This is a genomic window from Streptomyces sp. NPDC002309 (assembly GCF_053593375.1).
This window is the reverse complement of the sequence record NZ_JBSFCI010000049.1, coordinates 1-26999: the sequence shown is the minus strand read 5'-3', so window position 1 is coordinate 26999 and position 26999 is coordinate 1. Positions and strand designations below refer to the sequence as shown.

Here is a 26999-nt window from a genome sequence, read left to right as displayed (position 1 = left end):
TGACGCAGTGTCGGAGAACTCACAGCACGGGCACGACGGCCACGGCCACGGGACCGGCGGCGAGGACGGCCCCAGCTGGACCAGGGCGGCGAAGATGCTCCAGGACGCCTCCCCGATCAGCGTCCCCGAGGGCGCCTCGGCGATGACCATCCACGTCGAGTGGGAGCCCGGCGACCCCGGCACCCCGCCGCACCGCCACTTCGGCCCGGCGTTCGGCTATGTCATCAGGGGCGCGGTCCGCTTCGAACTCGAGGGCGAGCCCGAGCGCATTGTCGAGGCCGGCGGCACGTTCTGGGAGCCGGGCGGCGACGCCATCCACTACCAGGACGGCAACGCCCTCACCGACGCCAAGACCGAGTTCGTGGTCACCATGATGTGCGCGCCGGGCAAGCCCATGCTCGAGCTCGTCGACGAGGAGGAGCTCAAGCAGCGCGCCCACCTGCGCGCCCCGCGGCCCACCGCCTGACCCGCACATCCACGCCGGTCCCGAACGGAGCAGGTCGCTCCGGAGCGAGAGGGCGCGATCAGGCATGAGTGCCTCCGATGCCGTGTACTGCATGCTGACCGCGGTGTTCACGGCCGGCGCCGTCCACGGGCTGTGGCACGGCGTGATGTCCCGCAACATCGGATGGCGCGGACGCGGCGACCACCTGCTGCACACAGCCATGGCCTTGGCCATGGCGGTGATGCCGTGGAGCTGGGGCAGGTTGCTGCACCACACCGCACAGGTGGCGTTCTTCGCGGTCGCCGCCCTGTGGTTCCCGCTCACTGCCGCCTGCCGGCACCAGGAGTCCCGGCTCGCCGCCACCGTCAGAAGACTGCCCTACACCGCCGGCATGGCCGCGATGGCGTGGACGGCCCACACCGCGGCGGGCCCCTCCCACGAGGACCTCGCCGAGGCGTTTCCCGCCGCGCACCACACCACCGGTCTCGGCCACACCGCGGGCCCGTCGGCAGCCGCCGAGGCGATCACCGCCGTGCTGGCGCTGTACCTCCTGGCGTGCGCCCTGTGGTCGCTGATCCGCGTCATGCCCGCCCTGCGTACCACCCCGCACCCCGCGGCGGGCCCGCACGCCGGGCAGGAACCCTACGGGCATTTCTGGGACGGGTCGATGGCCCTGGGCACGGTCATCATGCTGCTCATGCCGCACTGACCTTCCGCCCCGCACTCCAGGGGCATTGATGCGGGATCAGACCGACGCACCCGCAGATGCCACGGCCGTGTTCCCCGCCGACCAGAGTTGGCGGAGTGCCCAGCGTGTTGTCCCGGATTCCTGCGCCTTTCGGCCACACCGGCATTCGCTTCTTGGGTCATCCTCTGCGAGCGAGGTGGGTGACCCCTGGTCTTTGATCATCTGGCAGGCCACCAAATTGATCTATCAGAGGTCCCGCTCTTCTCGTCAGGGGCTTGACGAACTACCGACCTGCCAAACGCGCTCAGGTCAGGGTCTGGGTTGCGTACAGGGTGCCGAGGGCGGCGGCGAGGGTGCCGAGGAGCAAGCGTAGAGCGCGTTCGGGGAGGCGGGGTTGGAGGCGGGCGCCGAGGTAGCCGCCGATGAGTCCGCCGGTGCCGCAGGCAAGTCCGAGCGACCAGTCGGGGGCGACGTCTCCGGAGCTGACGAGCGACAGCAGTGCGTACGCGGCGGCGCCGACGAGGGAGGTGGCGAAGGTGGCGGCGAGTGCGGCCGGAGCGACGCGGGCGACGGGCAGGCCGCGTCCGACGAGGATCGGGCCGAGGAGGGAGCCGCCGCCGATGCCGTAGATGCCGCCGACGACGCCGACCGCCACGGCGAGGCCGGTCAGTGCGCGCGGGGGCAACTCGCCTGCGGGCGGCGGCCGGTGGCGGGAGGGGGTGAGGGTGCGCAGGCACAGCCATATGCCGAGCGGGAGCAGCAGGGCTGCGATCAGGAGGCGGAAGACGCCGGGGCCGGGGAGCGCGAAAACGCGGAGGGCGGCTCCGAGGACGACGCCGGGCAGTGTGCCCAGCACCAGGCGCCGGGCGAGGCCGCCGCGCAGAGCGCCGTCGTGGCGGTAGCGCCACAGGGCGCCGGGTCCGGCGACGACGTTGAACAGCAGGTTCGTGGGAGTGACGGCCGGGTTGGGCACGCCGAAGACGCTCAGCTGGACGGGGAGGAGGAACACCGCGCCGGACACGCCGACCGGGGCGGTCACGGTCGCGATCAGCAGCCCGGCGACCAATCCTCCTGGCACCGTCCATTCCACTGGCGCCCCCAGCCCGTTGTTCGCCCGGCCAGTATCAACGGCTCGAAGGACAGTGCGGTGACCTGCAACGAGATGTTCACGATCGGCCGGGCGGGGGTGCGGTGTCCCCGTCCGGCCGTCGCGGTCACCGGATGGGCAGGCCCGGTGGAAGCCGCGGTCACGGGGCCGGCACCGTGTAGGGCTGCGCCGGTGGCCGGCCGGTCCCAGGGGGTGTGCCGATGACGCGGTACATGCCGATCGAGTCGTGGGTGGCGGTGTCGGCGAAGCCGAACTTCTCGTAGAGGAAGCGGGCCGGGCCGTCGGCGGTCAGGGAGACGTAGGCGGTGGCGGGCGCCCGGCGTTCCAGTTCCTCGGTGAGCGCGGCCATGATGCGCTTGCCGAGGCCGCGGCCTTGGTGGGCAGGGTGGACGCACATGTCGACGATCTGGAAGGCGGTGCCGCCGTCTCCGATGATCCGTCCCATGCCGATGGGCTCTGCCTCGTGGTGGAGGACCACCCCGTGCCAGGTGTTGGGCAGGGCAAGCGCGACCGCTTCGGGGTCCTTGTCGGAGAGGCCGGCGTCGGTGCGCAGGCGGCGGAAGACCTCGACGGAGGGCACACCGACGCTCAGCTCGTACGGGTGGTTCACGCTGTCCACTTCCGATCGTGCGTCGTTGCGGTGGCGGTCTGCCGTGGATGGTCGGCTGGTGGGTCAGTGGCCGGTTTCGGCGTGGTCGCCGTGGTCGCTGAGCTGTGCTTCGAACCAGTCGTGCAGGGCGTCGACCAGGGCGGGCTCGTCGGTGGTGTACGTCAGGGTGGCTCCGTCGGACCGCTCCTGGTAGCCCACATCGATGCGCTCATAGCCCTCTTGTAGCGCGGCCAGTCCCGTCATGCTGTCGCCGTGGATCTGGGCGGGGTCGCCGAAGTCGCCCCGGGCGAACGCCTTGGCCTCCTGCTTCAGGTGGGTGCGGATGAGGGCGATCTGCTTGTCGTCGTCGGGCTGGTCGGCGACGACGTCCTGGACGCCGCCCGTGTTGTTCGGGGTGAAGTGGTGGGTGGTCTCTTCGAGGTCGAAGGGCATCACGGTCCGGCCGCGTTCGGCGACCGTTTCCTGTCGCTCGGTCCGCTCCTTGCCGCCGTCCTGCTGGGAGCGGACCACAGCACCGGCACGAGGAACCCGGCGGCCGCGACAGCCAGAGAGAGCACAGCCAGCAGCCGGGCTCCGAGAACGCCGATCACACGGCCGGCGGCTGCGGCGGCGGCCATGGTCAGCAGCGCCACCGGCAGGAACAGCACACCGGTCATCAGCGCCCCGTGGCCCTGAAGGTTCTGCAGGTAGAAGGAGCCGAGGAAGAAGGCCCCCACCATCAGCGCGGTCGTGACGGCGATGACGAAGGTGCCCGCCACCACCGGCCGCCGGCCGAGTAGCCGCAGGTCCATCAGCGGCGCCGCCGCCCGGCGCTGCCAGAAGGCGAAGACCGCGTAGCCGGCTGCCGAAGCAGCGGCCAGGGCCACGGTGACCAGGTCGAGCCAGCCATGGTCACCGGCTCGGATCAGCGCATAGATGAGTGCGCCGGTCGCGGCGGCGACCAGGACGGCGCCGGGTATGTCGAGAGAGCCGGTGCCCGCGCGGGGCAGACTCGGCAGGATCCGGGCGAGTGCGACCAGGACGGCCAGGCCGAGCGGGACGTTGACGAAGAACACCCAGGCCCAGCCGGGTCCCGCCGTGATCAGCCCGCCCAACAGCACGCCGAGGGCGGCGCCCCCGCCGCCAAGCGCCGACCAGATGCCCAGCGCCCGGTTGCGCTCGTCGCCGTCGAAACAGCCGCACCACCACCGACAGCGCGGCCGGCGACAGCATGGCGGCACCCGCCCCCTGCGCGATGCGTGCCGCGAGCAGCAGCGGGGCGCCGGTGGCGAGCCCGGCGGCCAGGGACGCGGCGGTGAACACGGCAAGCCCTGCCAGGACGACCCGCTTCGGCCCGAGCAGGTCCGCGGCCCGGCCGCCCAGCAGCATCAGGCTCCCGAACATGAGGGCGTATCCGCTGACCACCCAGGTCAGCGCCGCGCGGCCCAGGTCCAGTTCGGCCCCCATGTCCGGCAGGGCGATCGCGACCACCGTGATGTCGAGGATCAGCATCAACTGGGCCAGCCCCAGCAGTCCCAGGGCCGTCCAGCGCAGCGGATGCGGTGCATCCGGGGCCTGGGTGGTGGTCGTTTCCGTGTCGCTCATGGCGTTTACCCCTCCTCAGTAAGTCGTACAGGGCTGTTCACGTTATACGCCCCGGGGGTATAAGCCAAACAGTGCTGTACAAGTTAGCGGGGTAGAGTGAGTGCATGGCGAGTAGGAACTCCACGGCCACCAAACGCGCCGACGCCCAGCGCAGCATCGAGGCGATCGTGCAGGCCGCCACCGAATGCCTCGGGCAGAACCCCGAGGCGAGCCTCAGCGAGATCGCACGGGCCGCCGGCGTGGGCCGGGTGACGCTGTATGGCCACTTCGCTTCCCGGGCAGAGGTCGTCGACGCCGCGATGAGCCGCGCGCTCGACCGCGGCAACGAGGTCCTGGACACGGTCGACATGACGGGTGACCCGCGGCTCGCCCTGGCCCGGTACATCGAGGCCGGTTGGCAACTGGTGGACCAGGCACGGGCGCTGCTCGTCGCGGCGCAACGGGAGCTGTCCGCCGGACGCATCCTCGAACTGCATGCCGGTCCCGCCGCCCGGGTCGAGGCGCTGGTCGCCCGCGGCCGCGCCGAGGGTGCCTTCCGCACCGACCTGCCGACCGCCTGGATGGTCAACGTGCTGCACGCGGTCATGCACAGCGCCGCAGAGGAGATCCGCGCCGGCCGCCTCACCTCCGAGCACGCCGCGGGCCACATCACCGCCACGGTGCTCGCCGCCTTCACCCCGCCGGGCACACCGGTGCCCGAGACCGGCGCCGAGGCCCACCCGTAACCCGCACGGAAGAAGCCGTGATCTGCGAGGAGCCGCCGTCCGTGAGGGCGGTCAGGGGGTGAGGGCCTGCAGATGCCCGCGCCACAACAGTTCCAAAGTGATCACCGCGTACGAGTGGCGCAGCATGTGCGGCATCGCCCGCTGCCGGACCCCCAGGGCGTCGCAACGGGCGTTGGCGTCGGCGAAGACCTGCTTCCAGCCCGACATGCTCATCGGCAGGCCCCACTGGTTCAGCCACACCATCGCCGGCTCCCACCCGCCGTCCCGGGTGGCCACCAGCAGACGCCGCCGCTCGACACCGTCCAGCCGGGCCACCGGAACCCACCGGCCCGCCATCCGTACCGCCGGCCGGGAGGGGTCCTCCACCAGCAGCGACCGCCGGGTCGGGGAATAGAAGCCGCGCGAGCGGCCGTAGTCGAGCATCTCGCGCCGGTCCCACTCCATGTAGTCGCGCACGTCCCGCAGCGTCGACACCGGCCAGTACACCGCCCGCCCCCAGGAGCCCTTGGCGATCGCGTGCGGCAGCACCGTGCGGGCGTTGACGATCTTCGACCCCCGCGGAGGCATCTCCGGCAGCTCGAACACCGTCAGCGCCGACTGCTCACACAGCCGCAACCCCGTGCGGACCATCGAGTCGGCGTACGCCACGTTCCGCGCACCCCAACGACCACTGGCGCCGCTGTCTTCGCTGGCACGACGACGGCACCCGGGAACGCATCAGCCGCGCCGCCCTGCCCGAAGCGGACACCGGCTGGCAGCAGCACCTGGCCGCCTACCTCCACTCCCCTGGCACCCACGAGACCCGGCCGGCCGGTCCCGGTCGCGGCGGACAAGTCTGAGAGGGCGGTTCGTGACTCTTTGAGCAGTTATGCCGCCGTGTCCGCCCGCATCGAGGACGGAGTATTGTTCGAGACCGTCGTGGTCGAGAACTCCCCGGATTGGCAGACGGCATGGTGAGGGTCGAAGAGCTGGAGGCCGCGCTGCCTTCGATGACACGGTGACGTGTGTCAGGCGGACGCAGCATGGACCGGGCCGCCCTCGAGGCGGGCCTCGGGACGGCGCTGCCCTCGGACTTCCGCTCTCTGGCGGAGGCGTACCCGGTGCTTGTCATCGATGATTTCCTCATGGTGTCCCTTCCGACGCCCGGCGCCGAGGCGCCATGGGCGTCCGAGTCCAGGGACGACGAGATCCTTCAGGATCTGCACGAGATGGGCGACACCGAGGACTACGTTCCCTACCCGCAGCCGGGAGGCCTGATCTCCTGGGCGTCGTCCAATTCGGGGGACACCTTCTACTGGAGGACGAGCCCTGCGGACCCGGACGCATGGCCGGTGGTCGTCCGCACGGACAACGCCGACTGGATCGAGTTCCCAGTCGGTGCCGTCGAGTTCCTGGCCGGCGTGTACGGGCGCACCATCGACGTGCCGGGCATGCCCAGGAACTTCCCCAGCGACGACCCGAAGGTGCTGGGCCTGAGCGACCGCATCGACTGATCGGCAACTCAGAGGCTCTATGTGAAGTTGGTACCCGTGTTGCCCTTTCGCTTGAGGCGAGCGGCCTGGCCGCGGGTTCGCTGGGCGGCTATGGCGGCGGCTGGGTGAACAAGCCCTGCTCGGTCTCGACCAGGATTCCCCGTTCGACCAGCCGCTTGAGCTTCAGGCGGACGTTGTTGATGTTGTTGGGCGCGATCTCCACGTCCATCGCCTCGCACACCGCTCGCGCCCGCAGCGGGGCGTCGGCTGTGGCGAACACTGCCATGATCTGGTGGTAAGCCGGATGATCCGGCAGCTTCGCGGTCGGCGGCGCGGGCGGCCGCGGATCGGGTAGCTCGAGCAGCGTCTTGCGGGTGATCCGGATCTCCTCGGTGACCCTGCCGAGCCCGTCCAGCAGCGCGGTCAGCTCGGCGATCTTCTCCCGGGTCGTCTCGGCCTGCGCGGCGATCTCCCGCTCCCGCTCCTCCAGGCGCGCCAGCACCGACCCCAAGGTCAGCTCTCCGCCGGTCATACGCCGCGCCAGGTGGGGGCGGAGGTCCCGGTCAGCATCCTCGACATGCGGTCGCTTATGGCCCAGTACACCCTCGACTCGGCCGAGGTGAGCCGATGCTCGTAGTCACGTACCAGCCTGCGGTGCAGCATCAAGATCCCGTTCGCCTGCTCCACCACCCATCTCTTGGGCTGCGGGACGAACCCGGTGTCGCCGGGATTGCGCTTCACGACTTCGACCTCGATGCCCAGCTTCGCCCCGTGGTCCTTGACGGTGTTCTTGAACCCCTGGTCCACCAAGGCCTTCTTCACGGTGCCCGGCTCGGTGCTGGCCACCACCCTGTCGAGCAGCGCGATGCCGGCGGCGTTGTCGTGGACGGAGGAGGCCAGTACCACCACCGCGATCAACAGGCCCAGCACGTCGACGGCCAGTCCGCGCTCGCGGCCGGGCACCTTCTTGTTCGCGTCCCGTCCGGTGGTTTCGGCCGGGACTCCGGCGGCGGCGTGCAGGCTCTGGGTGTCGAGCACCACCAGGCTGGGGTCGGCTAATCGGCCCTTCTTCTCCCGGACCTGCCAGCGTAGAAGGTCGTGGATGGTCTGGTCGGTGCCATCGTCGCGCCACTTGTAGAAGTAGTACTTCACGGCGCCGGCGGGAGGCAGGTCGTGGGGAAGGTAGTCCCACTGGCATCCGGTGCGGGACTGGTACAGCAGGGCGTTGACGATCTCCCGCATGGCGTAGTTGCCCTGGTGGCCGCTGACGGAGCGGTGTCGGGCCTTCCAGGCGCTGATTACGGGCTCGATGAGGGCCCAGCGCTCGTCGGATAAGTCGCTTTTGCAGGACTGGCGGCCGCTCACGGGAGACACTCCAGCACGGCCGAGTTCGCTGGTCAGCGTGGATGCTGCGGTCCCACACGTTCCAGCGACGACAGATGCGACATCAGGTCACATACCGCCCTCTCAGGATGCGTTCGAACCAGTCTGCAGTCAGTTCCGCGCATCGACCGGGTGAACCAGCCACGTGGACTGTCCCCACTACAGACCCCTGGAGGGGAATGTACATCTGGTCGTGGAGTTCGGTGCCGAGCACGCCCTGCCCGTCGAAGAACGCACCGAAGACATGGGAAATGACATTGGTTCCCGGCGTCACCGCATAGAGCAGGGCCAGCAGATGTGCGAATCCTGTGTCCTCGGGGCGGAGGATGAGGGTGTCGTCAGGGTCGCACGGCCAGGTGACGGCTCGCTCGCGTAGTACGGACACGAACCTGCGCCATGCGCCATCCAGCGTCTCGAATGCGTCCTCGTCAGCTTCCCCGACTGAGAACCAGGGCACGTACACGCGGCCGTCCATGGCCTGCACCGTAGCTGACAGGTGACTGATCAAGCCGACGCCACCCAAACCACGATGGAGATCACGATCTACAGCTGGAGTACTAGTACTCCAGCAGGATTTCGCTGCCTGACCTGGTCTTTCACCGGGTGGCGGGAGTGTAGCGGGCCTTTGATCGTGCGGGGGCGGTCTCACGGGGACCGTCCCTCGATCGTGCGACAACGCCGCAGGTAGTGACAGCGGCGGGCGACTGCTTGGCGTTGGCGGCGCCAGTTCGACCAGCTCAGCGCGTGGTGTCGTCCGCGGTGTCCGCTCAGGTGCGGGGGCCGGTCACGACAAGCTGCCAGGAGTCGCCGAACCTCCGCCACTGTGAGCCCGATGAGCCCGGGTGCCTCACCTGTTCCGCCCCCTTTTCCCAGGGGCGGTGTGCTGTGGCGGCCAGGAAGGCGTGAGCGAGCATGGCCAGCGTGATGTGCCGATACCAGCCCACGTAGCGGCGGACCTCGTACTGGTCCAGGCCGCACTCGTTCTTCGCGGCCTGGAAGCATTCCTCGATCGCCCAGCGTGCCCCGGCGACCCGCACCAGCTCCTGGACGGTGACCTGCAGGGGTGCGTAGGCGAGGTAGTAGGCGATCTCGTCGGGCTTGCTGATGCTGCGCCGCGCCAGTGCCCATCGCATCCGGTGGGGGACCTCACCCTGATAGTCGAATTCGGCGACGGCTGGCAGCCGCACCGCTGCCCAGTGATAGAGGCGGGGCCCCTTCGCGCCGTCGCCGCATGAGATCTTCTCCCATGCCTCGGCGGGTGCCTGAGCGAACAGGCCCTCGATCCGTGAACAGCCCACGCTGAACTGAGACTTGGGCACGGCCACCACGTAGCCGACACCCGACTGTTCCAGCAGTCGGCGGAATCGGTTGTCCTGGCCGTAGGCGGAATCCGCGGTGACCCAGGCAACGGGCAGAGGCGAGGCCAGGGCCCGCAGCACCATGCGCCGGGCCAGTTCGCCCTTGGTGGCGAACCCCCGCTCGTCGGGGACCCTTGCGGTGCGGCAGCGTTCCCGGTCCTCGGTCCAGGACTTCGGGAGGTAGAGCTCTCGGTCGACCAGAGCCCTGCCGCGGGTGGTGGCGTAGGCGGCGAAGACGCCGATCTGGCAGTTCTCGGTCCGGCCGGCGGTTCCGGAGTACTGGCGCTGGACCCCAGCGGATGTGGTGCCCTTCTTGATGAACCCGGTGTCGTCGATGATCAGGACACCGTCGCCCTTGCCGAGTTTGCAGGCAACGTATTCCTGCAGGTCGTCGCGGATGTCATCGGGCTCCCACTTCGATCCGGCGAGGAGGTGCTGCAGGCCGTCAGGGGTGGAGTGGCCGGCCCGTTCGGCCAGCTGCCAGCTGTTCTTGCGGGCTACCGGGGCAAGCAGCCCGCGCACGTAGTCCCGCATCCGGCGGCGGAGCTCAACTCGGCCGAAGCGGTGCCCGATAGTCAGGAAGAGGTCATCCAGTTCGAGGTCCCACTGCGCGGCGGCAGACTCGGTGATCACCCTCGGAGACTGCCCCGCCGCTGTCACTACCTGCGGCGTTGTCGCACGATCGAGGGGCGGTCCCCGTGAGACCGCCCCCGCACGACCGAAGTCCCGCTACACTCCCGCCACCCGGCGAAAGACCAGGTCAGGCAGCGAAATCCTGCTGGAGTACTAGACGTACCTGACCGCGCACCGGCTCCTTGCACCCGAGTACCGGGCGGCGTCATCAGTGAGTGCAGGTACCCGGCTTGGCCGCCAGCGATGAGTTTCTGACGACGCAGGCACCGGGTGCGTTCAGCGGTTGGTGGAGGCGAGCTGCTGCGGCGTGTACCGCGCGCCGCTGACCGTGTCAGGCCGGACCACCGCATTCAGGAACGACAGCTCATCCGCGGTCAGTATGATCTCGGCGGCAGCAGCATTCTCCGCGAGGAAGCTACGTCGTCTGGTTCCCGGGATGGGAACCGCGCTTTGCGCGGCCACCCAAGCCAGTGCGATCTGGGCAGGCGTTGCTCCCCGCTTGTCGGCGATGCTGCGCACGTGCTCGACCAGCTCGAGGTTGGCCGTGATGTTCTCCTGTGAGAATCGGGGAAGTCCTCGGCGCGAGTCATCGACGTCCATGTCGTCCACGTTCCGGATGGAGCCCGAGAGGAAGCCGCGTCCTATTGGCGAGTAGGCCACCAGGCCAATGCCCAGTTCGTCCAAGGTTTCCTTGATCCCGTTGTCCAGCAGATCACGGCTGAAAAGGGACAACTCCGACTGCACTACGGTCAGCGGATGCACCTTGTGGGCACGCCGGATCGTTGCCGCGGAAACTTCCGACAGGCCGATGTAGCGGACCTTCCCCGCTGTCACGAGCTCGGCCATGCCCCCGATCGTCTCCTCGATGGGAGTGTTCGGATCCACCCGGTGCATGTAGTAGAGGTCGATGACGTCGGTGTTCAGGTGCCGCAGCGACCGTTCGACGGCGCGGCGAATGTGTTCCGGCCTGCCGTCCAGCGGGCCCGGCTGTCCGTCGTCAGTGAAGTCGAGGCCGAATTTGGTCGCCAGCTGAATTTCGTCCCGGCGATGGCCGAGTGCGCGGGCGAGGAGCCGTTCGTTCTCAAAAGGTCCGTAGGACTCCGCCGTGTCGAAAAGGCTGACTCCCAGGTCCACCGCCTCGTTGAGGGTGGCGATGGATTCCCGTTCGTCGTGACTCGCGCCGTAAGCGCCGCTCATGCCCATGGCGCCGAAGCCCTGTGCCGAAACACTCAACCCCTGGCTGCCCAGTTCAACGGTCTTCATCGCTGTCGTACCCCACCGCGTGATTGCACCAAGCTCTACACGTCGCTCGGCCGGAGGATCGGACTGGGCCCCTGGGGCTCGCTCGCCTCATCGGTCGAAGCAAGTGCCAAAGGGCCCCCGGACGTCCACCTGGCCTCGCCTGTCACCAGGCATTTTACCGGCACGGTCATTGGGACTGACCGGGCGGGATGAGGACACCCCAGCCATGACCGTCAGGGGCACTGGCACCGATCGGCCGCATCGCCCACTGCGCGTGGCCGCGCGACCGCTTCCCGTTGTCAATGAGAGGTGTGCATCGTGAAAACTGCACGTCAGGTGGGCTGGTGTGCGTAGGCGGCGGGAGAGGGGCGGTGAGTTTGTCTTGTCGGCAGGCGGTGATCTCTGGGGTCCGCCCGGGCCGGGCGGCGGAGATCCATAGCAGTCGGCCGCGGTCGTCGGTGAGCGCGATCACGAGCAGGCCGTGGCATTTGTTCCTGCCTGCGTAGTTCTTGCGGTTCTCGGCCCCGGTGCGCCGCCGGGTACGTATCACCGAGCCGTCCAGCAGCACGACTCCGCCACCGTCTCGGGCGATCTTCCTCAGGGTGCGGTCCAGGCGCGGGGCGCTGGCGGCGAGCCGGCCCGACAACTTTCCGCACCCAGAGGGAGACAGTGGCGCGGTGTATCCCGTTGCCGCCGGCCAGGTCGCCGGGCCGCTGGTCACAGCGCAGTACCGCCAGAACGATGCCGGCGATCTTCCCCGCGGGCAGGGCTCGCCATCTCGAACCGATCCACTTGCAGTGGCCGCGTAGCAGGTCGGCGATGCCGGAACGAAGGCTTCGCCCGGGATGACTTCCGCGTCGACTATGACCGCCAGCAGGTCACCTGCCCCCAGGGGCACGTCAGCCAGGGCTGGCATGGCCCCTACCCGACCTCCTCGCACACCGCGGCCCCGCTGATCGTCGCCCGGTTCACCAAGGGTGAGTGCCACCACTGCCCGGCCCGCACCAGTGCACCAGTGCACCAGCTCCCGGGAAAGCACCCGCACCGTGGGCTTTCCCCACGCGAACTCCGCGACCTGCAACTACGTGTTCGGACGGAGCAGCAGACCCCCGGGTGGAAGGCCTGCTAAACGGTCCGCTCTTGGAGTGGAGGAGACGGTGGACGAGTTCGCCCATGACCATGGCATGCGTCGTTGCCGCTACCGAGGACAGAGCAAGGCCCACGTCCAGCACGTCCTGACCGCCATCGCCATCGCCATCGAGTGCCTCAGCGGATTTCCATCGACCGAAGGAGCGCCCCCGGGCCGACAGCCGACGGCCTTCCAGAGCTATCTCGACCAGCACAAGATCCCTCGGCTCACCTTCTGGCGAACCCTGAGCTCCACGACTCCAAGATCCCCGTCAGAGTCAAGCTAGTGGGCGAGCGCCCAGTCGAGGGCGAGATCGGCGATCTCCTGCCAGCCGTCCTCGGCGGGCATCAGGTGGGAGCGGCCAGGGAACACCGTGACCTCGGTGATTGTGCCGTCGGCCTTGTAGTGCTTGGCGTTGGACTGCTGCACCTTGGGCGGCATCAGGTGGTCGTGCTCGCCGGAGCAGAAGAGCAAGGGCGCCCGGTCGGCGTTGTGGTAGTCGACGTAGGTGTCGGTGTGTCCGGGGTGGATGTTGGCCAGGGCGCTGCCCCACACGATGCTGCCCGGTGCAGGGATGTGGTAGCGCTCGTAAGTCGCGCGGGCCTGGTCCTCGGGGAAGGTGTTGGTGAAGGCGTAGCGCCAGTGGTCGTAGTCGAAACCGACGGCGCGGTGCCGGTTGGCCGGGTTCTTCAGCACCGGGAAGGTGGACCGGACCTGGGACAGCGGTACGACGGGCACGCCCTCGGTGGGTGCGGAGTTGATCGCCACTCCGGCTGCGCCGAAGCCTCGGTCGAGCAGGATCTGGGTGAACACACCGCCGGCCGAGTGCCCCATGATGACCGGCGGCCGGTCCAGCTCGGTGATGATCTTCTCCAGGGCGGAGATGATGGCGGGGACGGTCACGGTCTCGATGGGGGTCGGGTCGGCGTTGAGCGCCTCGACCTCCCCCTCGAAGCCGGGGTAGGGCGGGGCGATGACACGGAAGCCCTTGTTCTCGTAGCGGGTGATCCAGTTTTTTCCCAGGCCCGCGGCGTCACCCAGAAGCCGTGGACGAGGACGATGGTGTCGGGTTGCATCGGTGCGCTCCTTAGAGGTGATCTTGATTGGCCTGATCATCACCGGCTGCCAGGCGTGGGCGCCGGAGACTGGTCTGCCGGCTGCTCGGGAGGGCCGTTTCCCGGCGGTGTGGCAGCGGGACCACATGACATGGATCAAGGCGTCGTTCTTGCGGATGATGCGGCGACGAACGGGTGGGGCGGCAGACCGTGCCGCCGCGCCCGTGGCGTGTGCCGGTCAACGGACCGTCCGCGCGGCCTGCTCGATGATGCGGGTGACAGCGTCCGGGTGAGACACGGTCACAGCGTGGGAGGAATGGACCTTCTCGATGTGTGCACGGGCGCGCTCGGCCATGTAGACCTGAAGCTTCAGGGGGATGATGCGGTCATTGGTGCCCACCAGGGCCCAGGAGGGGATGCTCTTCCAGGCCGGCTCACCGGACGGCTCGTTCAGCGCGGTGCCGGTGCCAGGGCGCTGGGTGACCGCCATCAGGCCGGCGGTCCGCGCGGGGACATCCGCACCGAACGCCTGGTGGAACTTGGTCTGGTCGATGTAGAGGTCTACGTCCTTGGAGCCGTCGGGACCGGTGATCGGGACGGGACGCAGAACCTGGCCGATGACGCTGCCCGGGAACTTGCTCGCCAGGTCGTTGGCGCTCTCGCCCTTGTCGGGCAGGAAGGCGTCGGCGTACACCAGCGCCTTGACGTTGTCGGCACCGTGGGCGGCATTGGTGATCACCGCTCCGCCGTAGGAGTGCCCGACGAGAACGACCGGTCCCTGGATGGTGGCCAGCAGGCTCTTGACGGAGGCGGCGTCGCTGCTCAACCCCCGCAACGGGTTGGCCGCGGCGACGACCGGGTAGCCGTCTTCCTTCAGTTCCTTGATCACGCCGTTCCAGCTGGAGGAGTCGGCGAACGCGCCGTGGACCAGCACGACGGTCGGCTTGGCGGCCTTCGGGGAAGCCGACTTGGCGGCGTTCGCCGGACCGACCGTCGTGGTGATGACGCCGGCGGCGACAGCCGCCGTGGCCAGGAGAATGAGCGGGGTACGGGCGCGCTGATAAGGCGACTGACGGTTCATGAAATGCCCTTTCGGAACGGGGATTCGAGCCATGCCCGGGTTCTGAGGCATGGCCGCGGCGCGGCAGGTGCTGCCGCGGGTCATGGGGAGGCGGACGGCGGGACCGACAAGGGGCGGCCACCCGTCCGGCGGTCGGCCGGAGAGGGCCTTGGCCGAGGGGCGGCCCGCCCGAGGTGCTTGTCGTGTCCCGCAGGGTCCGCACGTGTGAACGCGAGAGCCTCAGCGAGGTCTTCGCGGAGTCCAACGAGCCGCAGGGTCCGCGCGCGCGAACGCGAGAGTGATGAGCGGTCGTGGATGGGAAGGCTTCATGCGCTGCGGCCGGGCAGCGCGGTGTTCTCAGCCGCCGTGCAGGACGGTGCGCAGGGTGCGGACGGCCTGCTCCATCGCGGCGGTCGTCGCCCGCGTGGGGCGGAGGGGGTTGAGCATCATGAAGTCGTGCAGGGTGCCGTTGTAGCGGATGCTCGTGGTGGGAACACCGGCCTGGGTCAGCTTGCGGGCGTAGGCCTCGCCCTCGTCCCGCAGCACGTCGTTCTCGTCGACGATGACGAGCGCCGGCGGCAGACCCCCAAGCTCCTCCAGACTCGCCCGCAGCGGTGAGGCGGTGATCTCTGCCCGCTCGGCGGGGTCGGTGGTGTAGCAGTCCCAGAACCAGGCCATGGCCTTCGCGGTGAGGAAGGGACCGTTCGCGAACTCCCGGTAGCTCTCGGTGTCCTGGGCCGCGTCGGTGACGGGGTAGTACAGCGACTGGTGCACGAAGGTCACGTCGCCGCGCTGCTTGGCCATGATTGTCAGTGCCGCAGCCATGTTGCCGCCGACGGAGTCACCGGCCACCGCCAGACGCGAAGCGTCCAGACCTTCCTCGGAGCCCTTCGCAGTGATCCATCGAGCCGTCGCGTAGGCCTGCTCGATGGCGACCGGGTACCTGACCTCCGGGGAGCGGTCGTACTCGACGAAGACGACGGCGGCGTTCGCGCCGACCGCGAGCTCGCGCACCAGGCGGTCGTGGGTACCGGCGTTGCCGAGGACCCAGCCACCGCCGTGCACATAGAGGACGACCGGCAGCGTGCCCTCGCCACCGACGGGCTTGACGATGCGTACCCGCACATCGCCCACCTCCGCGGGCACGGTGATCCACTTCTCGTCCACGTCCGGCTTCGCCACCGGCGCTGCCTGCAGGTCGTCCAGAACCTTGCGGGCACCCTCCGGACCGAGCTCATACAGGAACGGCGGATTGGCCGTCGCATCCGCGATCTCCTGCGCCGCAGCCTCAAGAACAGGTCGCTTTTCCATCACTGCACACTCCTAGCTTCGGCAGGCTCTTTCCTGCTCACACTCATAGGACCCAGCCCCGGATGTAGTTGTGACATACACCGAAAAGCAAGGAAGGCGGTGGCAAAATATCTACTGCAGCATCAGGTCGTGGGCCCCGACCGGCACTCCACCGCGCCGCCGGTGACAGGCTCGTGCTGCCGCCGGACGGCGACATGTTCAGCGCCCGCATCGGCTACCTGATCACCACCGGACCCAGCGCAGAAGTCGCCAAGACCGCCCCACCCAGGCGTACTGGCACCTGTCCGTCCAGATCACCTCCGTCTAGCCTCAATACCGGTAATTTAGGGGCAATCCAGTCGTTCTGGTTGGCGTGGCAAGAGCGGGTCAGCTGAAGTCATCTGATGAGCGGTTGTCGGACCGGGTTGCGGTCGGGGTACTGACGCAGGCGTTTCCTCAGTTGCTTGTGGACGAGGTGTTGGCGCAGACGGGTCGGGTGCAGCAGCGGAACCGGCTGTTGCCGGCCCGGCTGGTGGTCTACTTCGTGTTGGCGATGTGCCTGTTCGCCGGGCAGAGCTATGAAGAGGTCGCAGCGACATCCACCACACCCGTAGCGGGCTGCCGGTACGCTTCTCCGGGCGTCGCCACCGGTGGAGGACGGCTCGGTTCGCATTCCGCGTTAGGGTTGAGCCATGTCGGATGGCTCTGTCGTCATGTCGCATCCCGTGGTCGACGCCGTGCTGGCCCGCTACCGCCCGCAGATCGGCGCGGACCTGGTCACCTACCGCAACCATGTCTATCGTGGCCTCAACTACCAGCGGCGACTGCTCGGGCGCGACGAGGTTTCGAACGACCAGGCCCTCGCCTGGGTGGTACACGACCTGGGCATCTGGACCGCACACACCTTTGACTACCTGGCGCCCTCAGCGGAACTGGCGCGACGGCACGCCGGTGAAGCCGAGGTGGCAGACCTGTCGAAGGTCATCGAGATGGTGGAACTGCACCACAAGCTGCGGCCCGTGCGCGATCCGCTGGTCGAGACGTTTCGCAAGGCCGACCGGATCGACGCCGCACGGGGGCATCTCCGCAGCGGCCTCGGACGCCGGGAGGTCGACGAGATCACCGCGGCCCTGCCGTATCACGGGTTCCACCGCTTCCTGTTGCGGGAGGAGACCAGGCACCTCAGGCGGCACCCGCTCCGTCCGCTGCCGATGGTCCGCTGGTAGGTCTTCGCACACGTACGCAGAAGGGAGTGGGCCGCTGCCGGTGCTCGGCGGCCGCGCGCGCTCGGACGTCCTCGACCTGGTCCCGGACCTGGCGACGTTCTTTGCCCCGGATCAGCAGCTCTCGCGAGGGCAACCCAGCCCGCCGCCCGCACACCCCACGCCTCCCGGCCGCCCATGAACTGGAGCCACTCGACTCCGTGGCAGCACAGCCAGGTCAACGTGAAGACCACGCCGACGGCGTAGGCCAGCTCAGCGGGGATGAGGCGGGAGAGGAGTCCGCCGACGCTCGCCGTGGTGGCGATGACTGCGAGCCCGGTGATGCCGAGCGTGACCGCGGGTGACGCCGCGAAGGATCGGGACTGTAAAACAATCGGTGTAACTCCTGATCAAGGAAAATGCATCGATGACCAGCGACAACGTGACCGAGGCCGAGTCCGTCAAGGCCACTGAGCCGCAGTCGGCGAAGGGGATGGACGACCAGCTCATCGACGAGTTGGTCGATCGCGCCCAGGCCGAGGGCCTGCAGCTGACCGGCGAGGGCGGGCTGCTGCAACAGCTGACCAAGCGGCTCCTGGAATCCGCCCTCGAGGGCGAGATCACCGACCACCTCGGCTATGAAAAGCATGACCCGGCCGGCAAGAACGGCGGCAACAGCCGCAACGGCACCCGGGCCAAGACCGTACTGACGGACGTCGGCCCGGTCGAGATAGCCGTGCCCCGCGACCGGGAAGGCAGCTTCGAGCCGAAGATTGTCAAGAAGCGGCAGAAGCGCCTGTCCGGCGTGGACGAGATGGTGATCTCGCTCTCCGCGAAGGGTCTGACGACCGGTGAGGTCCAGGCCCATCTGGCCGAGGTCTATGGCGCCGAAGTCTCCCGCCAGACCATCTCCACGATCACGGACAAGGTCATGGACGGCATGGCCGAGTGGCAGAACCGAGCCGCTGGACGCCGTCTATCCGGTGATCTTCATCGACGCGATCCACGTGAAGATCCGGACGGCGCCGTGGCGAACCGGCCGATCTACGTAGCCCTGGCCGTCACGGTCGAGGGCCGGCGGGACATCCTGGGCCTGTGGGCCGGCGACGGCGGAGAGGGCGCCAAGCACTGGATGCACATCCTCACCGAGATCAAGAACCGCGGCGTGAACGACGTCCTCATGCTCGTCTGCGATGGCCTCAAGGGCCTGCCCGATGCGGTGGAGACCGTCTGGCCCCGCACCACTGTCCAGACCTGCGTGGTCCATCTGCTGCGGAACTCCTTCCGCTACGCCGCCGGCCAGGACTGGGACAAGATCGCCAGGATCCGGCGAGCCGTCAAAGCACGCGGCCACTTCCCGAACGAGACCGCGGCCTTGAAGTGCGTCTACATGGCCATCATGTCGCTGGACCCCACCGGCAAGGGCCAGGCCCGCTGGACCATGCGCTGGAAAACCGCCCTGAACGCCTTCGACATCACCTTCGACGGCCGCCTCTCAGCAGCCCGTCAGTAGTCCCCAAACACCCTGGTTACACCGCTCGTTTGACAGACCCCCGCGCAGCGTCGTGGTCGTGGCGTGTTCGGCCCCGGATGCGGTGGTGGCCGGCAGGAGACACGCTGGTCGGGGGTGCTGCGTGAACGAGTGGCACGCTGCACGGGCTTGTTACCGAGAGGGGCGAACGTCGTCGCCACTGCGCAGCAAGTTGTCTGAGCCCCGAACGGCTGATTGTCAAGGAGAGAACCGTGACTGTTCGGTCCAGAGTGTTCGGTTTTGGCATGCCATGGGAATCTCAGTACGGGTACAGCCAGGCCGTACAGGCCGGCGACACGCTCTACGTCTCCGGGCAGGTGTCGCACGACAGCACCGGAAAATTCGTCGGGGCGGGCGACTTCGAGCTTCAGGTGAAGACGACTTTCGAAAACCTCGACCAGGTACTGGAGCACTTCGGCGCCAGCCGTGACCAGATCGTTGAGACCTCTGTCCTCGTGAAGGACCTGCGGGAGCACTTCGACATCCTCGCGCGGCTCCACGCCGCGTACTGCGGCGACCACCGGCCCACGAGCACCGTCGTGGGCGTGGTCGACCTCGCGCTTCCTGACCAGCTCGTCGAGATCGGCGCGGTCGTCCGCCTTGACGTGACGCACTAACGGAGCGCCACCGGCCGGCACCCATCGTGGGCTGCCGGCGAACACCGGTACAAGCTGGAGCCCGGGACGAACCCCGTCACCGCGGCGACGCCTGCGGGCGGTGCGGGCCAGAAAGATGCTGTCCGGACTCGGTGCCGGACAGAGTCGCAAAGCTGCCGACGACCTGAATACGGGCAGGTCCGCGGCCCTCACGCGCCCTTCCCGTCCGGCACCGTCGGCTGGTCGCTGACCGTACTGACCGGCATCATTGTTGTCATCTCGTCATGCCGGGCCGTGGTGGCACCGCCCTCACCGTGCTGCTCTACGGCTGGGGATGGTCAGCCTCACGCGTGGTTCGCGCCTGCCGTGGCGATCGTGTCGCTTGGCGCTACGCTGTTAATCCGGGGCGCCGCGGCACGAAAGCCGTGACCTTGGAGTTCTTCGCCACAGCGGCGGTGGTACGGAATCGTGCTGGACTGCGCGGTCTGAGGGTGTCCGCGGCGGCCGTCGGCCTCTGCGTTGGTCCCAAGTTCGCGCGTGGCAGCCCAAACCTGCTCGTGTCGGCCACAAGGGGTTCGGAAATGTCACTGTTCGTGCCAAAATTCGACTCGTCCGTGATCGTCCGTGCGGCGGAGGCCGAGACGATCGAAGACGACCCCGACGCGGTCTTCAGTCTGCTGGCCGACAGCAGCGCGTGCGGCGGAGCGCTGTCAACCTTGCAGGTCACCCTCGCGGCGGGCACCGACGGAGCCCCGCCACATCTGCACCGGCACTCCGCAGAGATGTTCTACCTGCTGGACGGCGCCGCCGAGATCCTCTCCGGCGACGACGTCGTCACCGCGGAACGCGGCGACCTCGTCGTCATCCCGCCGGACAAGCCGCACGCCTTCGCCGCCACCCCCGGCACCGGCGCCGACATCCTCATCGTGATCACCCCGGGCGTCGAGCGCTTCGAGTACTTCCGCCACATCCAGCGCATCCGCCTGGGCGAGGTCGATCGGGAAAGCCTGCTGGAGGTTCAAGACCTCTACGACAACCACTTCCTGAGCAGTGAGGCGTGGGCCGGACGCCGCTGACGAGCGCCTCCCGGGTCGGTCCCGGTCCGGGGGAAACCGTTTCGCAGACACACGGCCTGGCCCCCTGGTACTCCAGCGGAATTCTCCATTACTGCAGGTCAACGTCCTGAGTGTGGGGAGGCGATGCCTACTGTGTCACCAACCCTGTACGGCCAGGCGCTTCGTTTCGACCGCGCCCTCCACCTTTTGACGTCACCGGCTCCAGTCCGTTGGCCGCCGCGAGTCGCTGGCAGTGCATCGCCTCCCAACGCGTCCCGCTCGGTCCTACCGGCGAAGCTGCCCATGATCTTGAGGTCGACGTGGTCGGGGTTGCCAAGCTCCGTGGCGTTGGCTCGTCGGGACAGAGGAGGGGGCGGGGTTGGCAGGACGCAGCAAAGAGGGCTTCATTTCGTGCCTGGCATGGCCAGGATGTCGAGAAGAGCGAGGAAGGCGGTCGCTGCGGGGGTGCGACTGGCGGGGCTCCAGGTGACGTATTCGACGCGGGCCGGTGCGTCAGTGATTTCAATGGTGGTTACGCCGGTGAGCTGAGGAGCGTAGGCGGAGGGGAACATGGCGATGGCGAGGCCCTGTCCGACGAGCCGGGCGATGTAGTCGGCGGAGGTCACTTCGAAGGCGACGTCGCGGCTGAGACCGGCGGCTGAGAAGGCTTGGTCGGATTGGGCACGTCCGGCTGTACCTGCCGGCAGGTCCGCGAAAACCTCGGAGGAGAGCCTGCGGAGGTCGACTGCCGGTTCGGCGGCGAGCGGGTGATCCGGGGCGACCACGGCGACGAGTCGATCGCGCGCGAGCTCACGGGCCGCGACACCCTCGGGATGCGCCGTGGTCGGCAGCCCGAGGAAAGCCACGTCGAGGGCTCCCTGCCTGACCTGTTCGACGAGGTCGTCGCTCGCGCCCACCCGCAGGGTGATGCGCACATGCGGATACCGCTGGCTGAAGTCACGCAGTGCACCTGGGATGTCGACCGCGGCGACCGTGGGGATCAGGCCCACCGCGAGCCGGCCGCGCACCTCGCCGACCGCTGCCGCGACCTCGGCGGCGGCACGTTCGGCGGCGTCCAGACACTGGCGGGCGGCCGGGAGAAACGCCTGGCCGGCCGGCGTCAGCCGCACCCGGCGGCTGGTGCGCTCGAAGAGTCTCGCACCGAGCTCCTTTTCCAGACGGGCGATCTGGTGGCTGAGGGCGGACTGGACGACCAGGCACCGTTCCGCAGCCCGGGTGAAACTGTTCGTCTCGGCGACCGCGATGACGTAGCGCATCTGCTGAAGCTCCATTGATCCATCTTAGATCGAGATTGATTCGGTGACGAACATGTATTGGACTCATCGATTGCCGTGGGGCGAGACTCCGAAGCATGACCAGTCCAGCCATAACGAAGGTTGCCGCCGGAGCGAGCAGCGGTGTTCCCCGTGGGAACCTGCCGCGCACGTTCCTGACGGCGCTCGCTCCCGTGGTGTGGGGCACGACGTATGTCGTCACCACCGAGCTCCTCCCGCAGGGGCACCCGCTGTTCGCGGGACTCCTGCGTGCGCTGCCCGCCGGCCTGATCGCCCTGGCCCTCACCCGGACACTGCCGCGCGGCGCCTGGTGGGGAAAGGCGGTGGTACTCGGCGTGCTGAACATCGGGCTGTGCTTCCCGCTGCTGTTCATCGCGGCCGAACGCCTGCCGGGAGGCGTCGCCGCCACCCTGGGAGCGGCGCAGCCGCTCATTGTCGCGGTCCTGGCCGTGGCGGTCCTCCGCGAGGCCCTGTCCGTGTGGCGCCTCGTCTGGGGGGCGGCGGGTGTCGTGGGCGTCGGCCTGGTGGTGATCGGGCCGGACGCGGCACTCGACATGGTCGGGGTCGTGGCGGGCCTGGCGAGCGCGGCCTCGATGGCGCTCGGGGTGACGCTCACCAAGCGCTGGGGACGGCCCGCCGAGGCCAGCCCCACCGCTGTCGTCGGCTGGCAGCTCACCGCCGGAGGTCTCTTCCTGGTGCCCGTCACCTTCCTTGTCGAGGGGCCGCCTCCCGCGATCGACCTGCCCGCCGCCCTCGGCTACCTCTGGTTCGGCCTGGTGGGTGGTCTGATCACCTATGTCCTGTGGTTCCGCGGCATCACCACCTTGCCCGTCACCTCTGTCGCGGTTCTCGTCCTGCTTTCGCCGCTGGTCGCCGCGGCGCTCGGCGCCGTCCTGCTCGGCCAGACGCTCGGCCCGGTCCAACTCGTGGGGTTCGGGCTCTCGCTCGCCGCGATCGTCGCGCAGCAGCTGCCCGCACCCGCCCGGCCCGAGCGTGGTCAGCGAGCGCGCAGGCCGGACGACCTGACGCCCTCGCGACTCCGGGATCCCGGACCTACCACTGGAGCCCGGTCACCGCGCCGGTCCTCGGCCCGGAGGGTCAGGTCCTTCTGATCATTGCGCAGGTCAAAGGTGTCACCACTTTGGTCCATGCCCGTGCTGCTCTACGCAACGGCGAGACGCTGAGCGATGAGGAGGCCATGGCGGCCTCGCTACTGGCTGGGTCCCAGGAACTCAACGAGCTGAACGAGGAGCTGCGGCGGGCACATGCGCGGGAAAGGGAGATCGCCGTGACCTTGCAGCGTGCCATGCTGCCCGACACCACACGGGAACGCAGCAACGTCGCGGTGCGCTACCAGCCTGCCGTCAGCGCGCTGCACGTCTGCGGGGACTGGTACGACTTCTGCGAGCTCGGCCCTGGCTGGCTCGCGGTCGCGGTCGGGGACGTCGTCGGCCACGGCCTGACCGCCGCCGGCATCATGGGCCAGCTCCGCAGCGCACTGAGCACCGCCATACACGCCACATGCCAACCCGCCCGCGCCCTCAAAGCACTCGCCCACTACGCGGCCACCGTGGAGAGCGCGCTGGCGACCACCGCCGTGCAGACCCTGATCGACGAAACCACCCACACCATCACCTACAGCCGCGCCGGCCACCCTCCGCCTCTCCTCCTCGACGCCGACACACGCACAGTCCACGTCCTGGATCAGGTGGCCGACCCGCCGCTGGGGGTATGGGAGCCCGAAGCGGTCAGGACCCAGGTCACCCTGGCCTACCAGCCCGGCGCCACCATGGTCCTCTACACCGACGGGCTCATCGAACGTCGCGACCAGGACATCGACACGGGACTTGCCCGCCTCATCCACAACCTCACCCGTCACGGCCACCTCAGCCCCGAATCCCTGGCAGACGCCCTCCTTGCCGATCTCCAAACACATCGGGACGGCCCAGACGACGACATCGCTCTTCTCGTCGTCCGCCTCTGAGCCCGCGCCCTGAAACCCTGCAACCCCGTCCCGCCGACTTTCCTGCCGGGTCCACTGTCGAGCAGGTTCCGGCGATTGACCCCGTCAGCCGGGCCGCTCAGTGCTGGCGAAGCGCGGACACCGGAGCACGGCCGCCTGCAGCACTTGGCCCATGGGTTCTGGCAGCTGCTCACCCAAAGCCCACCGGATCAACGTCTCGGCAACCGTGTGCAGCCTGATATGGGTGTGCTGGGAGACCTCGCGCAGCACCTCCAACCCCCGCCGAGTGCGCGATCCCGTGGATCGCGACGACGACCCCCGATGGCCTGGTCGGCCATCGCGTAAGAGCCGACCGCGTGCCGCAGCTCTGCGTTCTCCTGCTCCGGGCAAGCCATCGTGTCGTCCCGGCTGCCCTCGGACAGAGACTGCTACCCACGGGGTGTCGACATGCCCGTCCCCTCCGAGTGACGTTTCCAGTACGCCCGCTCAATACCAGAGCCGCAAGATACCCATACGGCGTGAAGGAATCGCTCATCATCTGGGCCACGATCACACCCTTATGACCAGGCGAATCACCCGCAGAAGCGGGCAGTCGGCGTCCCGCGAGGCCCAGCGGGACTGATCGTTGTCAAGGTCAGCGCCATCACCTTGGCCCTGCTCCCGGCCGAAATCGCGGCCCTGAGCACCACTCTCCCAGCGCCGACGAACCCTGTAAGCGGCTTCACGCATCACGCGCCGATGCCCCCGCAATCAGCGCCATTCGAATCCTGAGCTAGGCAAACATGCAGATCAGGGTGTAAAACGGTACTCAATTGTCTTGGAGGCTGTAGCTACGACTGCGAGGGTGGTTGGGTAGGCGTGGGTTCCCGACCTGGGGCGGGATGGGTTACCCAGCGTCGGTGGTTTGTGGCTCGGTCCGGATCCGCCTGTTGGACGCCACGGCGCAGACGGCGAAGGTCACCCCGAGCAGGCCGAAGATGATTGCCAAGTTGCCCTTCGCTTGGATGTCCGCCTGCCGCGCTGCAACCTCCCTCCCCCAGAACGCCGCATCCTTCTGCATGGTCGACTGGTACTCAAAGAAGCAGCTCTCGAAGAGCTGATCGGGTGGGGTATCCGCCTTGGTGTCGCAATCGGCATCCTCGAAGAGAACTATCTTGCTGCCGTATTTATCCAACGGCTCATCGGACACCTGAGAGGTCGCGTTCAGTGCGACCGCTGACAAGATCACCGCCGTGGTCATGCTCAGCATCGCCAAGACGATACAAAAGACGGCTCCGGCGCTGCGCTCTTGGGATGACATGACAAAGAGATTAACGGCATGCGTGAACCGCCGTCAGCCTGGCTGCACTTGCTGACCAGTTAGCCGGATGCGTCCGACTTTCCTCCTCCCGTGCCGGAGAAGGGCCGCGCCGCGCCAGGGACCCCACGGCTGATGCCGAAGACCGCTCGCGCCTGTTTCGTCCCAGAACGCCCGTAGCTGCTCCGTACTTTCTGCGAGGCAGAACGCGCGCCTCGACGCACGCCATTTCGAGCGGTACGAAGGTGGCACGCTTTGCACGAAGGGTCCTCGCAGATGCCGTGACCGTAGCGGCAGGTGGCCTCTAGTAGGGCTTGGTCAGGTCTGTATTGGTGCTGGTATGTCGCGGTGGCAGGTCGGACAGCCAGAACTGCACCGGCTCGGGCTCACCGGCAGGCCATTCGGCCAACAGCCAGCACTCCGGCAGCTCCGGGCCGTCAGTGGCCTGCCGAACCCCGCGTCCGGCAGGCCGGACCCGCAAGGCCACGAAGCGGGAGTACATCCGCTTGCGGCCGGAGCGGCCGGTGCCAGGCCGGGAGCCTTCACGCCACTGCACCGGCCGAGCTGCCTTCCGCCCCTCCGCGATGACCAACTCCTTCACCGACCGCGGCTTGTCGGGATACTTGGCCACCGGCGGGCGTCCGGTCCCGGAGTACGGCTCGGCCACCGGCACCGCGCCGGCGGGCTGAGCCGACAGCGTGGTGGAGATCCCCACCACGTAATTCAGGCCGCAGGCCCGCAGTCCGTGGCGGAACGCGGCAGCGTCGCCGTATCCGGCATCCGCGACGGCCAGCGGCACCTCGATCCCCCAAGCGCGGCACTCATCGATCATGTCCAGGGCCACTGCCACTTTTCCACATGCCCGACGTCGTCCAGGATCCCGCAGGCCACGCGCCGGGCGACCTTGCCTGCATCGGCCTTAGCAGACGCGGGATCCCATGTCTGGGGCAGGGACAGTCGCCAGTTGACCGCCGAAGAAGCGTGATCGGACGCGAGGTGGAGCGAGACACCGACCTGGCAATTGGTGACCTTGCCGGCGGTGCCGGTGTACTGCCGCGACACACACGCCGAGGCGGTCCCGTCCTTCAGGAACCCAGTGTCGTCGAAGACCAGGGCCTCCGGCGTGATCACCTCCTCCATCCGCCAGGCCAGTTTCGCCCGGACGTGGGCCGGGTCCCACGGGCTGGTGGTGATGAAATGCGCCAATGCCTGCCGGTTCCCGTCTTCACCGAGCCGTGCGGCCATCGGCTCGACCGACTTACGCTGCCCGTCGGTAAGCAGCCCTCGCAGATAGACCTGCCCCCAGCGACGCTGGTCATTGCGCGCGAACGGCTCGAACACCTCCGCCACGAACGCCTCCAACTCACCACACACCACGGCGATCTCGTCCGGAGTCACACACTCCCAACGCCACACCGGGCCCGGAGGACACGCACCACCACAGCCGACCTGACCAAGCCCTACTAGGCGGCCTGACATCTTCGTATGGCAACACGAAGACGACAGCCGCCGCTGGGTGGCCCGTGATCTACGGGACTATCTCGATCGCTGTCTCGCGGACGAGGGCGGAGACGACTGGTATCGGTAGCCAGGCACCCAGGGCCAGCTTCTCGGCCATAGGGCCATGCGAGGGACCGCCTACAGCATCCTTCACATGCCTATCCGTACACCACCGTGGACGTAACCCACGGCGATGGGGGGCGTCCCCGGTTGGGGTCCGCGCCCGGAAGCGCCCCCACGACCCGGCCCCAAGCTGATGAGGGGAAGGCTGGTCAATGCCCCCAGACATCCGCTGGGGCATCCTCACTCCCCGCCGCGCTGCTTCCGCTGCGCCTCCCGCTTCTTCGCTTCCTCGATCCGCGCGAACAAGTCCGACCACGCGCGCTTCGCCGCAGCCTTCTTGTGGCCCCCGTCCGGCTGCACGACCCTGGCCGGCTTGCCCCGCTTGTCCTTCGGGCCGCGATGGTCGCCGCTGGTGAGCTGGGCGCGTTTGGAGGTTCCGTCGCGGCGTTGCCGGTTTCCGCTGGTCATGGTGGTGACAGTACGCGCCAGTTGGCGGCTGAGGTAGGAGTCGGGCCCTGGGCACGTCAACGGTACTGAGGGGGCGGAGTTGATACGGGCCTTCACTCAAGGCCGGGTAGTTAGCGTTTTCGCAGTTCACGCAAGCCAGTTGAAGAGCTTCGGACGCGGAGCAACGGAGCTCGTTGGTACAGGCAGTCGACCAAGACAGCTTGTCCCGAAGGAGCTCCGTTGCCCCGTCATTGTGTCCTGCCGTCTC

General features: G+C 68.3%; 28 protein-coding genes and 3 pseudogenes. 13 read left to right on the top strand and 18 right to left on the bottom strand.

The window, feature by feature from the left end:
• Window positions 1-7 precede the first annotated feature (7 nt).
• Window positions 8-466: a cupin domain-containing protein gene (locus ACWCPM_RS30305; RefSeq protein WP_450979449.1), complete on the top strand. Its 459-nt coding sequence runs from the start codon at window positions 8-10 to the stop codon at window positions 464-466.
• Window positions 467-530: 64 nt separating this feature from the next.
• The gene (locus ACWCPM_RS30300) at window positions 531-1154 is read left to right on the top strand and encodes a DUF5134 domain-containing protein (protein ID WP_450979448.1); all 624 of its coding nucleotides are present in this window, start codon (window positions 531-533) and stop codon (window positions 1152-1154) included.
• A 283-nt stretch (window positions 1155-1437) separates the two neighbouring features.
• Here ACWCPM_RS30300 and ACWCPM_RS30295 read toward each other — a convergent pair whose 3' ends face one another.
• From ACWCPM_RS30295 to ACWCPM_RS30275, 5 genes and pseudogenes are all read right to left on the bottom strand, one after another.
• Window positions 1438-2223 carry a sulfite exporter TauE/SafE family protein gene (locus ACWCPM_RS30295; RefSeq protein WP_450979447.1) on the bottom strand — a complete coding sequence of 262 codons (786 nt, stop codon included), beginning with the start codon at window positions 2221-2223 and terminating at the stop codon, window positions 1438-1440.
• Window positions 2224-2380: 157 nt separating this feature from the next.
• On the bottom strand, window positions 2381-2860 hold the full coding sequence (locus tag ACWCPM_RS30290; protein ID WP_450979446.1) for a GNAT family N-acetyltransferase: 480 nt from the start codon (window positions 2858-2860) through the stop codon (window positions 2381-2383).
• A gap of 54 nt (window positions 2861-2914) precedes the next feature.
• Window positions 2915-3283, bottom strand: coding sequence for an aspartate carbamoyltransferase (locus tag ACWCPM_RS30285; RefSeq protein WP_450979445.1), 369 nt, complete (start codon window positions 3281-3283; stop codon window positions 2915-2917).
• Window positions 3283-4071, bottom strand: a complete 789-nt coding sequence (locus ACWCPM_RS30280) for an MFS transporter (protein WP_450979444.1) — start codon at window positions 4069-4071, stop codon at window positions 3283-3285. Before ACWCPM_RS30280 ends, ACWCPM_RS30285 begins: the two co-directional genes overlap by 1 nt.
• Window positions 4072-4087: 16 nt before the next feature.
• Window positions 4088-4297, bottom strand: a pseudogene (locus tag ACWCPM_RS30275) (MFS transporter); the annotation flags it as partial.
• 242 nt (window positions 4298-4539) lie between these two features.
• On the opposite strand from ACWCPM_RS30275, the gene ACWCPM_RS30270 reads away from it, so the two are divergent.
• Window positions 4540-5160, top strand: a complete 621-nt coding sequence (locus ACWCPM_RS30270; RefSeq protein ID WP_450979443.1) for a TetR/AcrR family transcriptional regulator — start codon at window positions 4540-4542, stop codon at window positions 5158-5160.
• 51 nt (window positions 5161-5211) lie between these two features.
• On the opposite strand, the gene ACWCPM_RS30265 is transcribed toward ACWCPM_RS30270, so the two are convergent.
• A complete protein-coding gene (locus ACWCPM_RS30265; RefSeq protein WP_450979442.1) occupies window positions 5212-5808 on the bottom strand; it encodes a hypothetical protein in 597 nt (198 codons plus the stop codon).
• A 374-nt stretch (window positions 5809-6182) separates the two neighbouring features.
• Here ACWCPM_RS30265 and ACWCPM_RS30260 point away from each other — a divergent pair, with 374 nt between their 5' ends.
• On the top strand, window positions 6183-6653 hold the full coding sequence (locus ACWCPM_RS30260; RefSeq protein ID WP_450979441.1) for an SMI1/KNR4 family protein: 471 nt from the start codon (window positions 6183-6185) through the stop codon (window positions 6651-6653).
• An 88-nt stretch (window positions 6654-6741) separates the two neighbouring features.
• Here the strand turns inward: ACWCPM_RS30260 and ACWCPM_RS30255 are convergent, their stop codons facing one another.
• The 5 genes from ACWCPM_RS30255 to ACWCPM_RS30235 form a co-directional block, all read right to left on the bottom strand.
• Window positions 6742-7164 carry a hypothetical protein gene (locus ACWCPM_RS30255; protein WP_450979440.1) on the bottom strand — a complete coding sequence of 141 codons (423 nt, stop codon included), beginning with the start codon at window positions 7162-7164 and terminating at the stop codon, window positions 6742-6744.
• Window positions 7161-7997, bottom strand: a complete 837-nt coding sequence (locus ACWCPM_RS30250) for an IS5 family transposase (protein ID WP_450979439.1) — start codon at window positions 7995-7997, stop codon at window positions 7161-7163. The genes ACWCPM_RS30255 and ACWCPM_RS30250 overlap by 4 nt, the downstream gene beginning before the upstream one ends.
• An 82-nt stretch (window positions 7998-8079) precedes the next feature.
• Window positions 8080-8490: a hypothetical protein gene (locus ACWCPM_RS30245; RefSeq protein ID WP_450979438.1), complete on the bottom strand. Its 411-nt coding sequence runs from the start codon at window positions 8488-8490 to the stop codon at window positions 8080-8082.
• Window positions 8491-8782: 292 nt separating this feature from the next.
• On the bottom strand, window positions 8783-10006 hold the full coding sequence (locus ACWCPM_RS30240; RefSeq protein ID WP_450979437.1) for an IS701 family transposase: 1224 nt from the start codon (window positions 10004-10006) through the stop codon (window positions 8783-8785).
• A gap of 276 nt (window positions 10007-10282) precedes the next feature.
• Window positions 10283-11269: an aldo/keto reductase gene (locus tag ACWCPM_RS30235; RefSeq protein ID WP_450979436.1), complete on the bottom strand. Its 987-nt coding sequence runs from the start codon at window positions 11267-11269 to the stop codon at window positions 10283-10285.
• 956 nt (window positions 11270-12225) lie between these two features.
• Here ACWCPM_RS30235 and ACWCPM_RS30230 point away from each other — a divergent pair.
• The gene (locus tag ACWCPM_RS30230) at window positions 12226-12663 is read left to right on the top strand and encodes a transposase (RefSeq protein ID WP_450979435.1); all 438 of its coding nucleotides are present in this window, start codon (window positions 12226-12228) and stop codon (window positions 12661-12663) included.
• Here ACWCPM_RS30230 and ACWCPM_RS30225 read toward each other — a convergent pair.
• Window positions 12660-13493, bottom strand: coding sequence for an alpha/beta hydrolase (locus tag ACWCPM_RS30225; RefSeq protein ID WP_450979434.1), 834 nt, complete (start codon window positions 13491-13493; stop codon window positions 12660-12662). The two genes, ACWCPM_RS30230 and ACWCPM_RS30225, sit on opposite strands and share 4 nt — an antisense overlap.
• On the opposite strand from ACWCPM_RS30225, the gene ACWCPM_RS30220 reads away from it, so the two are divergent.
• The gene (locus ACWCPM_RS30220; protein WP_450979433.1) at window positions 13381-13725 is read left to right on the top strand and encodes a DUF4291 family protein; all 345 of its coding nucleotides are present in this window, start codon (window positions 13381-13383) and stop codon (window positions 13723-13725) included. The two genes, ACWCPM_RS30225 and ACWCPM_RS30220, sit on opposite strands and share 113 nt — an antisense overlap.
• On the opposite strand, the gene ACWCPM_RS30215 is transcribed toward ACWCPM_RS30220, so the two are convergent.
• Together ACWCPM_RS30215 and ACWCPM_RS30210 are read right to left on the bottom strand one after the other, a co-directional pair.
• A complete protein-coding gene (locus ACWCPM_RS30215) occupies window positions 13671-14513 on the bottom strand; it encodes an alpha/beta fold hydrolase (protein WP_450979432.1) in 843 nt (280 codons plus the stop codon). The two genes, ACWCPM_RS30220 and ACWCPM_RS30215, sit on opposite strands and share 55 nt — an antisense overlap.
• Window positions 14514-14849: 336 nt before the next feature.
• Complete coding sequence (locus ACWCPM_RS30210) at window positions 14850-15803, bottom strand: alpha/beta hydrolase (RefSeq protein WP_450979431.1); 954 nt, start codon at window positions 15801-15803, stop codon at window positions 14850-14852.
• Window positions 15804-16155: 352 nt separating this feature from the next.
• On the opposite strand from ACWCPM_RS30210, the pseudogene ACWCPM_RS30205 reads away from it, so the two are divergent.
• The 5 genes and pseudogenes from ACWCPM_RS30205 to ACWCPM_RS30185 all read left to right on the top strand — a co-directional run.
• Window positions 16156-16320: pseudogene (locus tag ACWCPM_RS30205) on the top strand (transposase domain-containing protein); the annotation flags it as partial.
• A gap of 154 nt (window positions 16321-16474) precedes the next feature.
• A complete protein-coding gene (locus tag ACWCPM_RS30200) occupies window positions 16475-17008 on the top strand; it encodes a hypothetical protein (RefSeq protein ID WP_450979465.1) in 534 nt (177 codons plus the stop codon).
• A gap of 403 nt (window positions 17009-17411) precedes the next feature.
• On the top strand, window positions 17412-18497 hold the full coding sequence (locus tag ACWCPM_RS30195; RefSeq protein WP_450979430.1) for an IS256 family transposase: 1086 nt from the start codon (window positions 17412-17414) through the stop codon (window positions 18495-18497).
• 263 nt (window positions 18498-18760) lie between these two features.
• A complete protein-coding gene (locus tag ACWCPM_RS30190; protein ID WP_450979429.1) occupies window positions 18761-19132 on the top strand; it encodes a RidA family protein in 372 nt (123 codons plus the stop codon).
• Between the two features lie 560 nt (window positions 19133-19692).
• Window positions 19693-20187, top strand: coding sequence for a cupin domain-containing protein (locus ACWCPM_RS30185; RefSeq protein WP_450979428.1), 495 nt, complete (start codon window positions 19693-19695; stop codon window positions 20185-20187).
• Between the two features lie 383 nt (window positions 20188-20570).
• Here ACWCPM_RS30185 and ACWCPM_RS30180 read toward each other — a convergent pair whose 3' ends face one another.
• Complete coding sequence (locus ACWCPM_RS30180) at window positions 20571-21458, bottom strand: LysR family transcriptional regulator (protein ID WP_450979427.1); 888 nt, start codon at window positions 21456-21458, stop codon at window positions 20571-20573.
• 80 nt (window positions 21459-21538) lie between these two features.
• On the opposite strand from ACWCPM_RS30180, the gene ACWCPM_RS30175 reads away from it, so the two are divergent.
• Complete coding sequence (locus ACWCPM_RS30175) at window positions 21539-22573, top strand: EamA family transporter (protein WP_450979426.1); 1035 nt, start codon at window positions 21539-21541, stop codon at window positions 22571-22573.
• Between the two features lie 86 nt (window positions 22574-22659).
• Complete coding sequence (locus ACWCPM_RS30170) at window positions 22660-23445, top strand: PP2C family protein-serine/threonine phosphatase (RefSeq protein WP_450979425.1); 786 nt, start codon at window positions 22660-22662, stop codon at window positions 23443-23445.
• An 865-nt stretch (window positions 23446-24310) separates the two neighbouring features.
• On the opposite strand, the gene ACWCPM_RS30165 is transcribed toward ACWCPM_RS30170, so the two are convergent.
• The 3 genes and pseudogenes from ACWCPM_RS30165 to ACWCPM_RS30155 all read right to left on the bottom strand — a co-directional run bounded on the left by ACWCPM_RS30165 (window position 24311) and on the right by ACWCPM_RS30155 (window position 26752).
• Complete coding sequence (locus tag ACWCPM_RS30165) at window positions 24311-24673, bottom strand: hypothetical protein (RefSeq protein WP_450979424.1); 363 nt, start codon at window positions 24671-24673, stop codon at window positions 24311-24313.
• A gap of 352 nt (window positions 24674-25025) precedes the next feature.
• Window positions 25026-26200 (bottom strand): annotated as a pseudogene (locus tag ACWCPM_RS30160) (IS701 family transposase).
• Window positions 26201-26524: 324 nt separating this feature from the next.
• Complete coding sequence (locus ACWCPM_RS30155) at window positions 26525-26752, bottom strand: hypothetical protein (protein ID WP_450979423.1); 228 nt, start codon at window positions 26750-26752, stop codon at window positions 26525-26527.
• Between the last annotated feature and the right edge of the window lie 247 nt (window positions 26753-26999).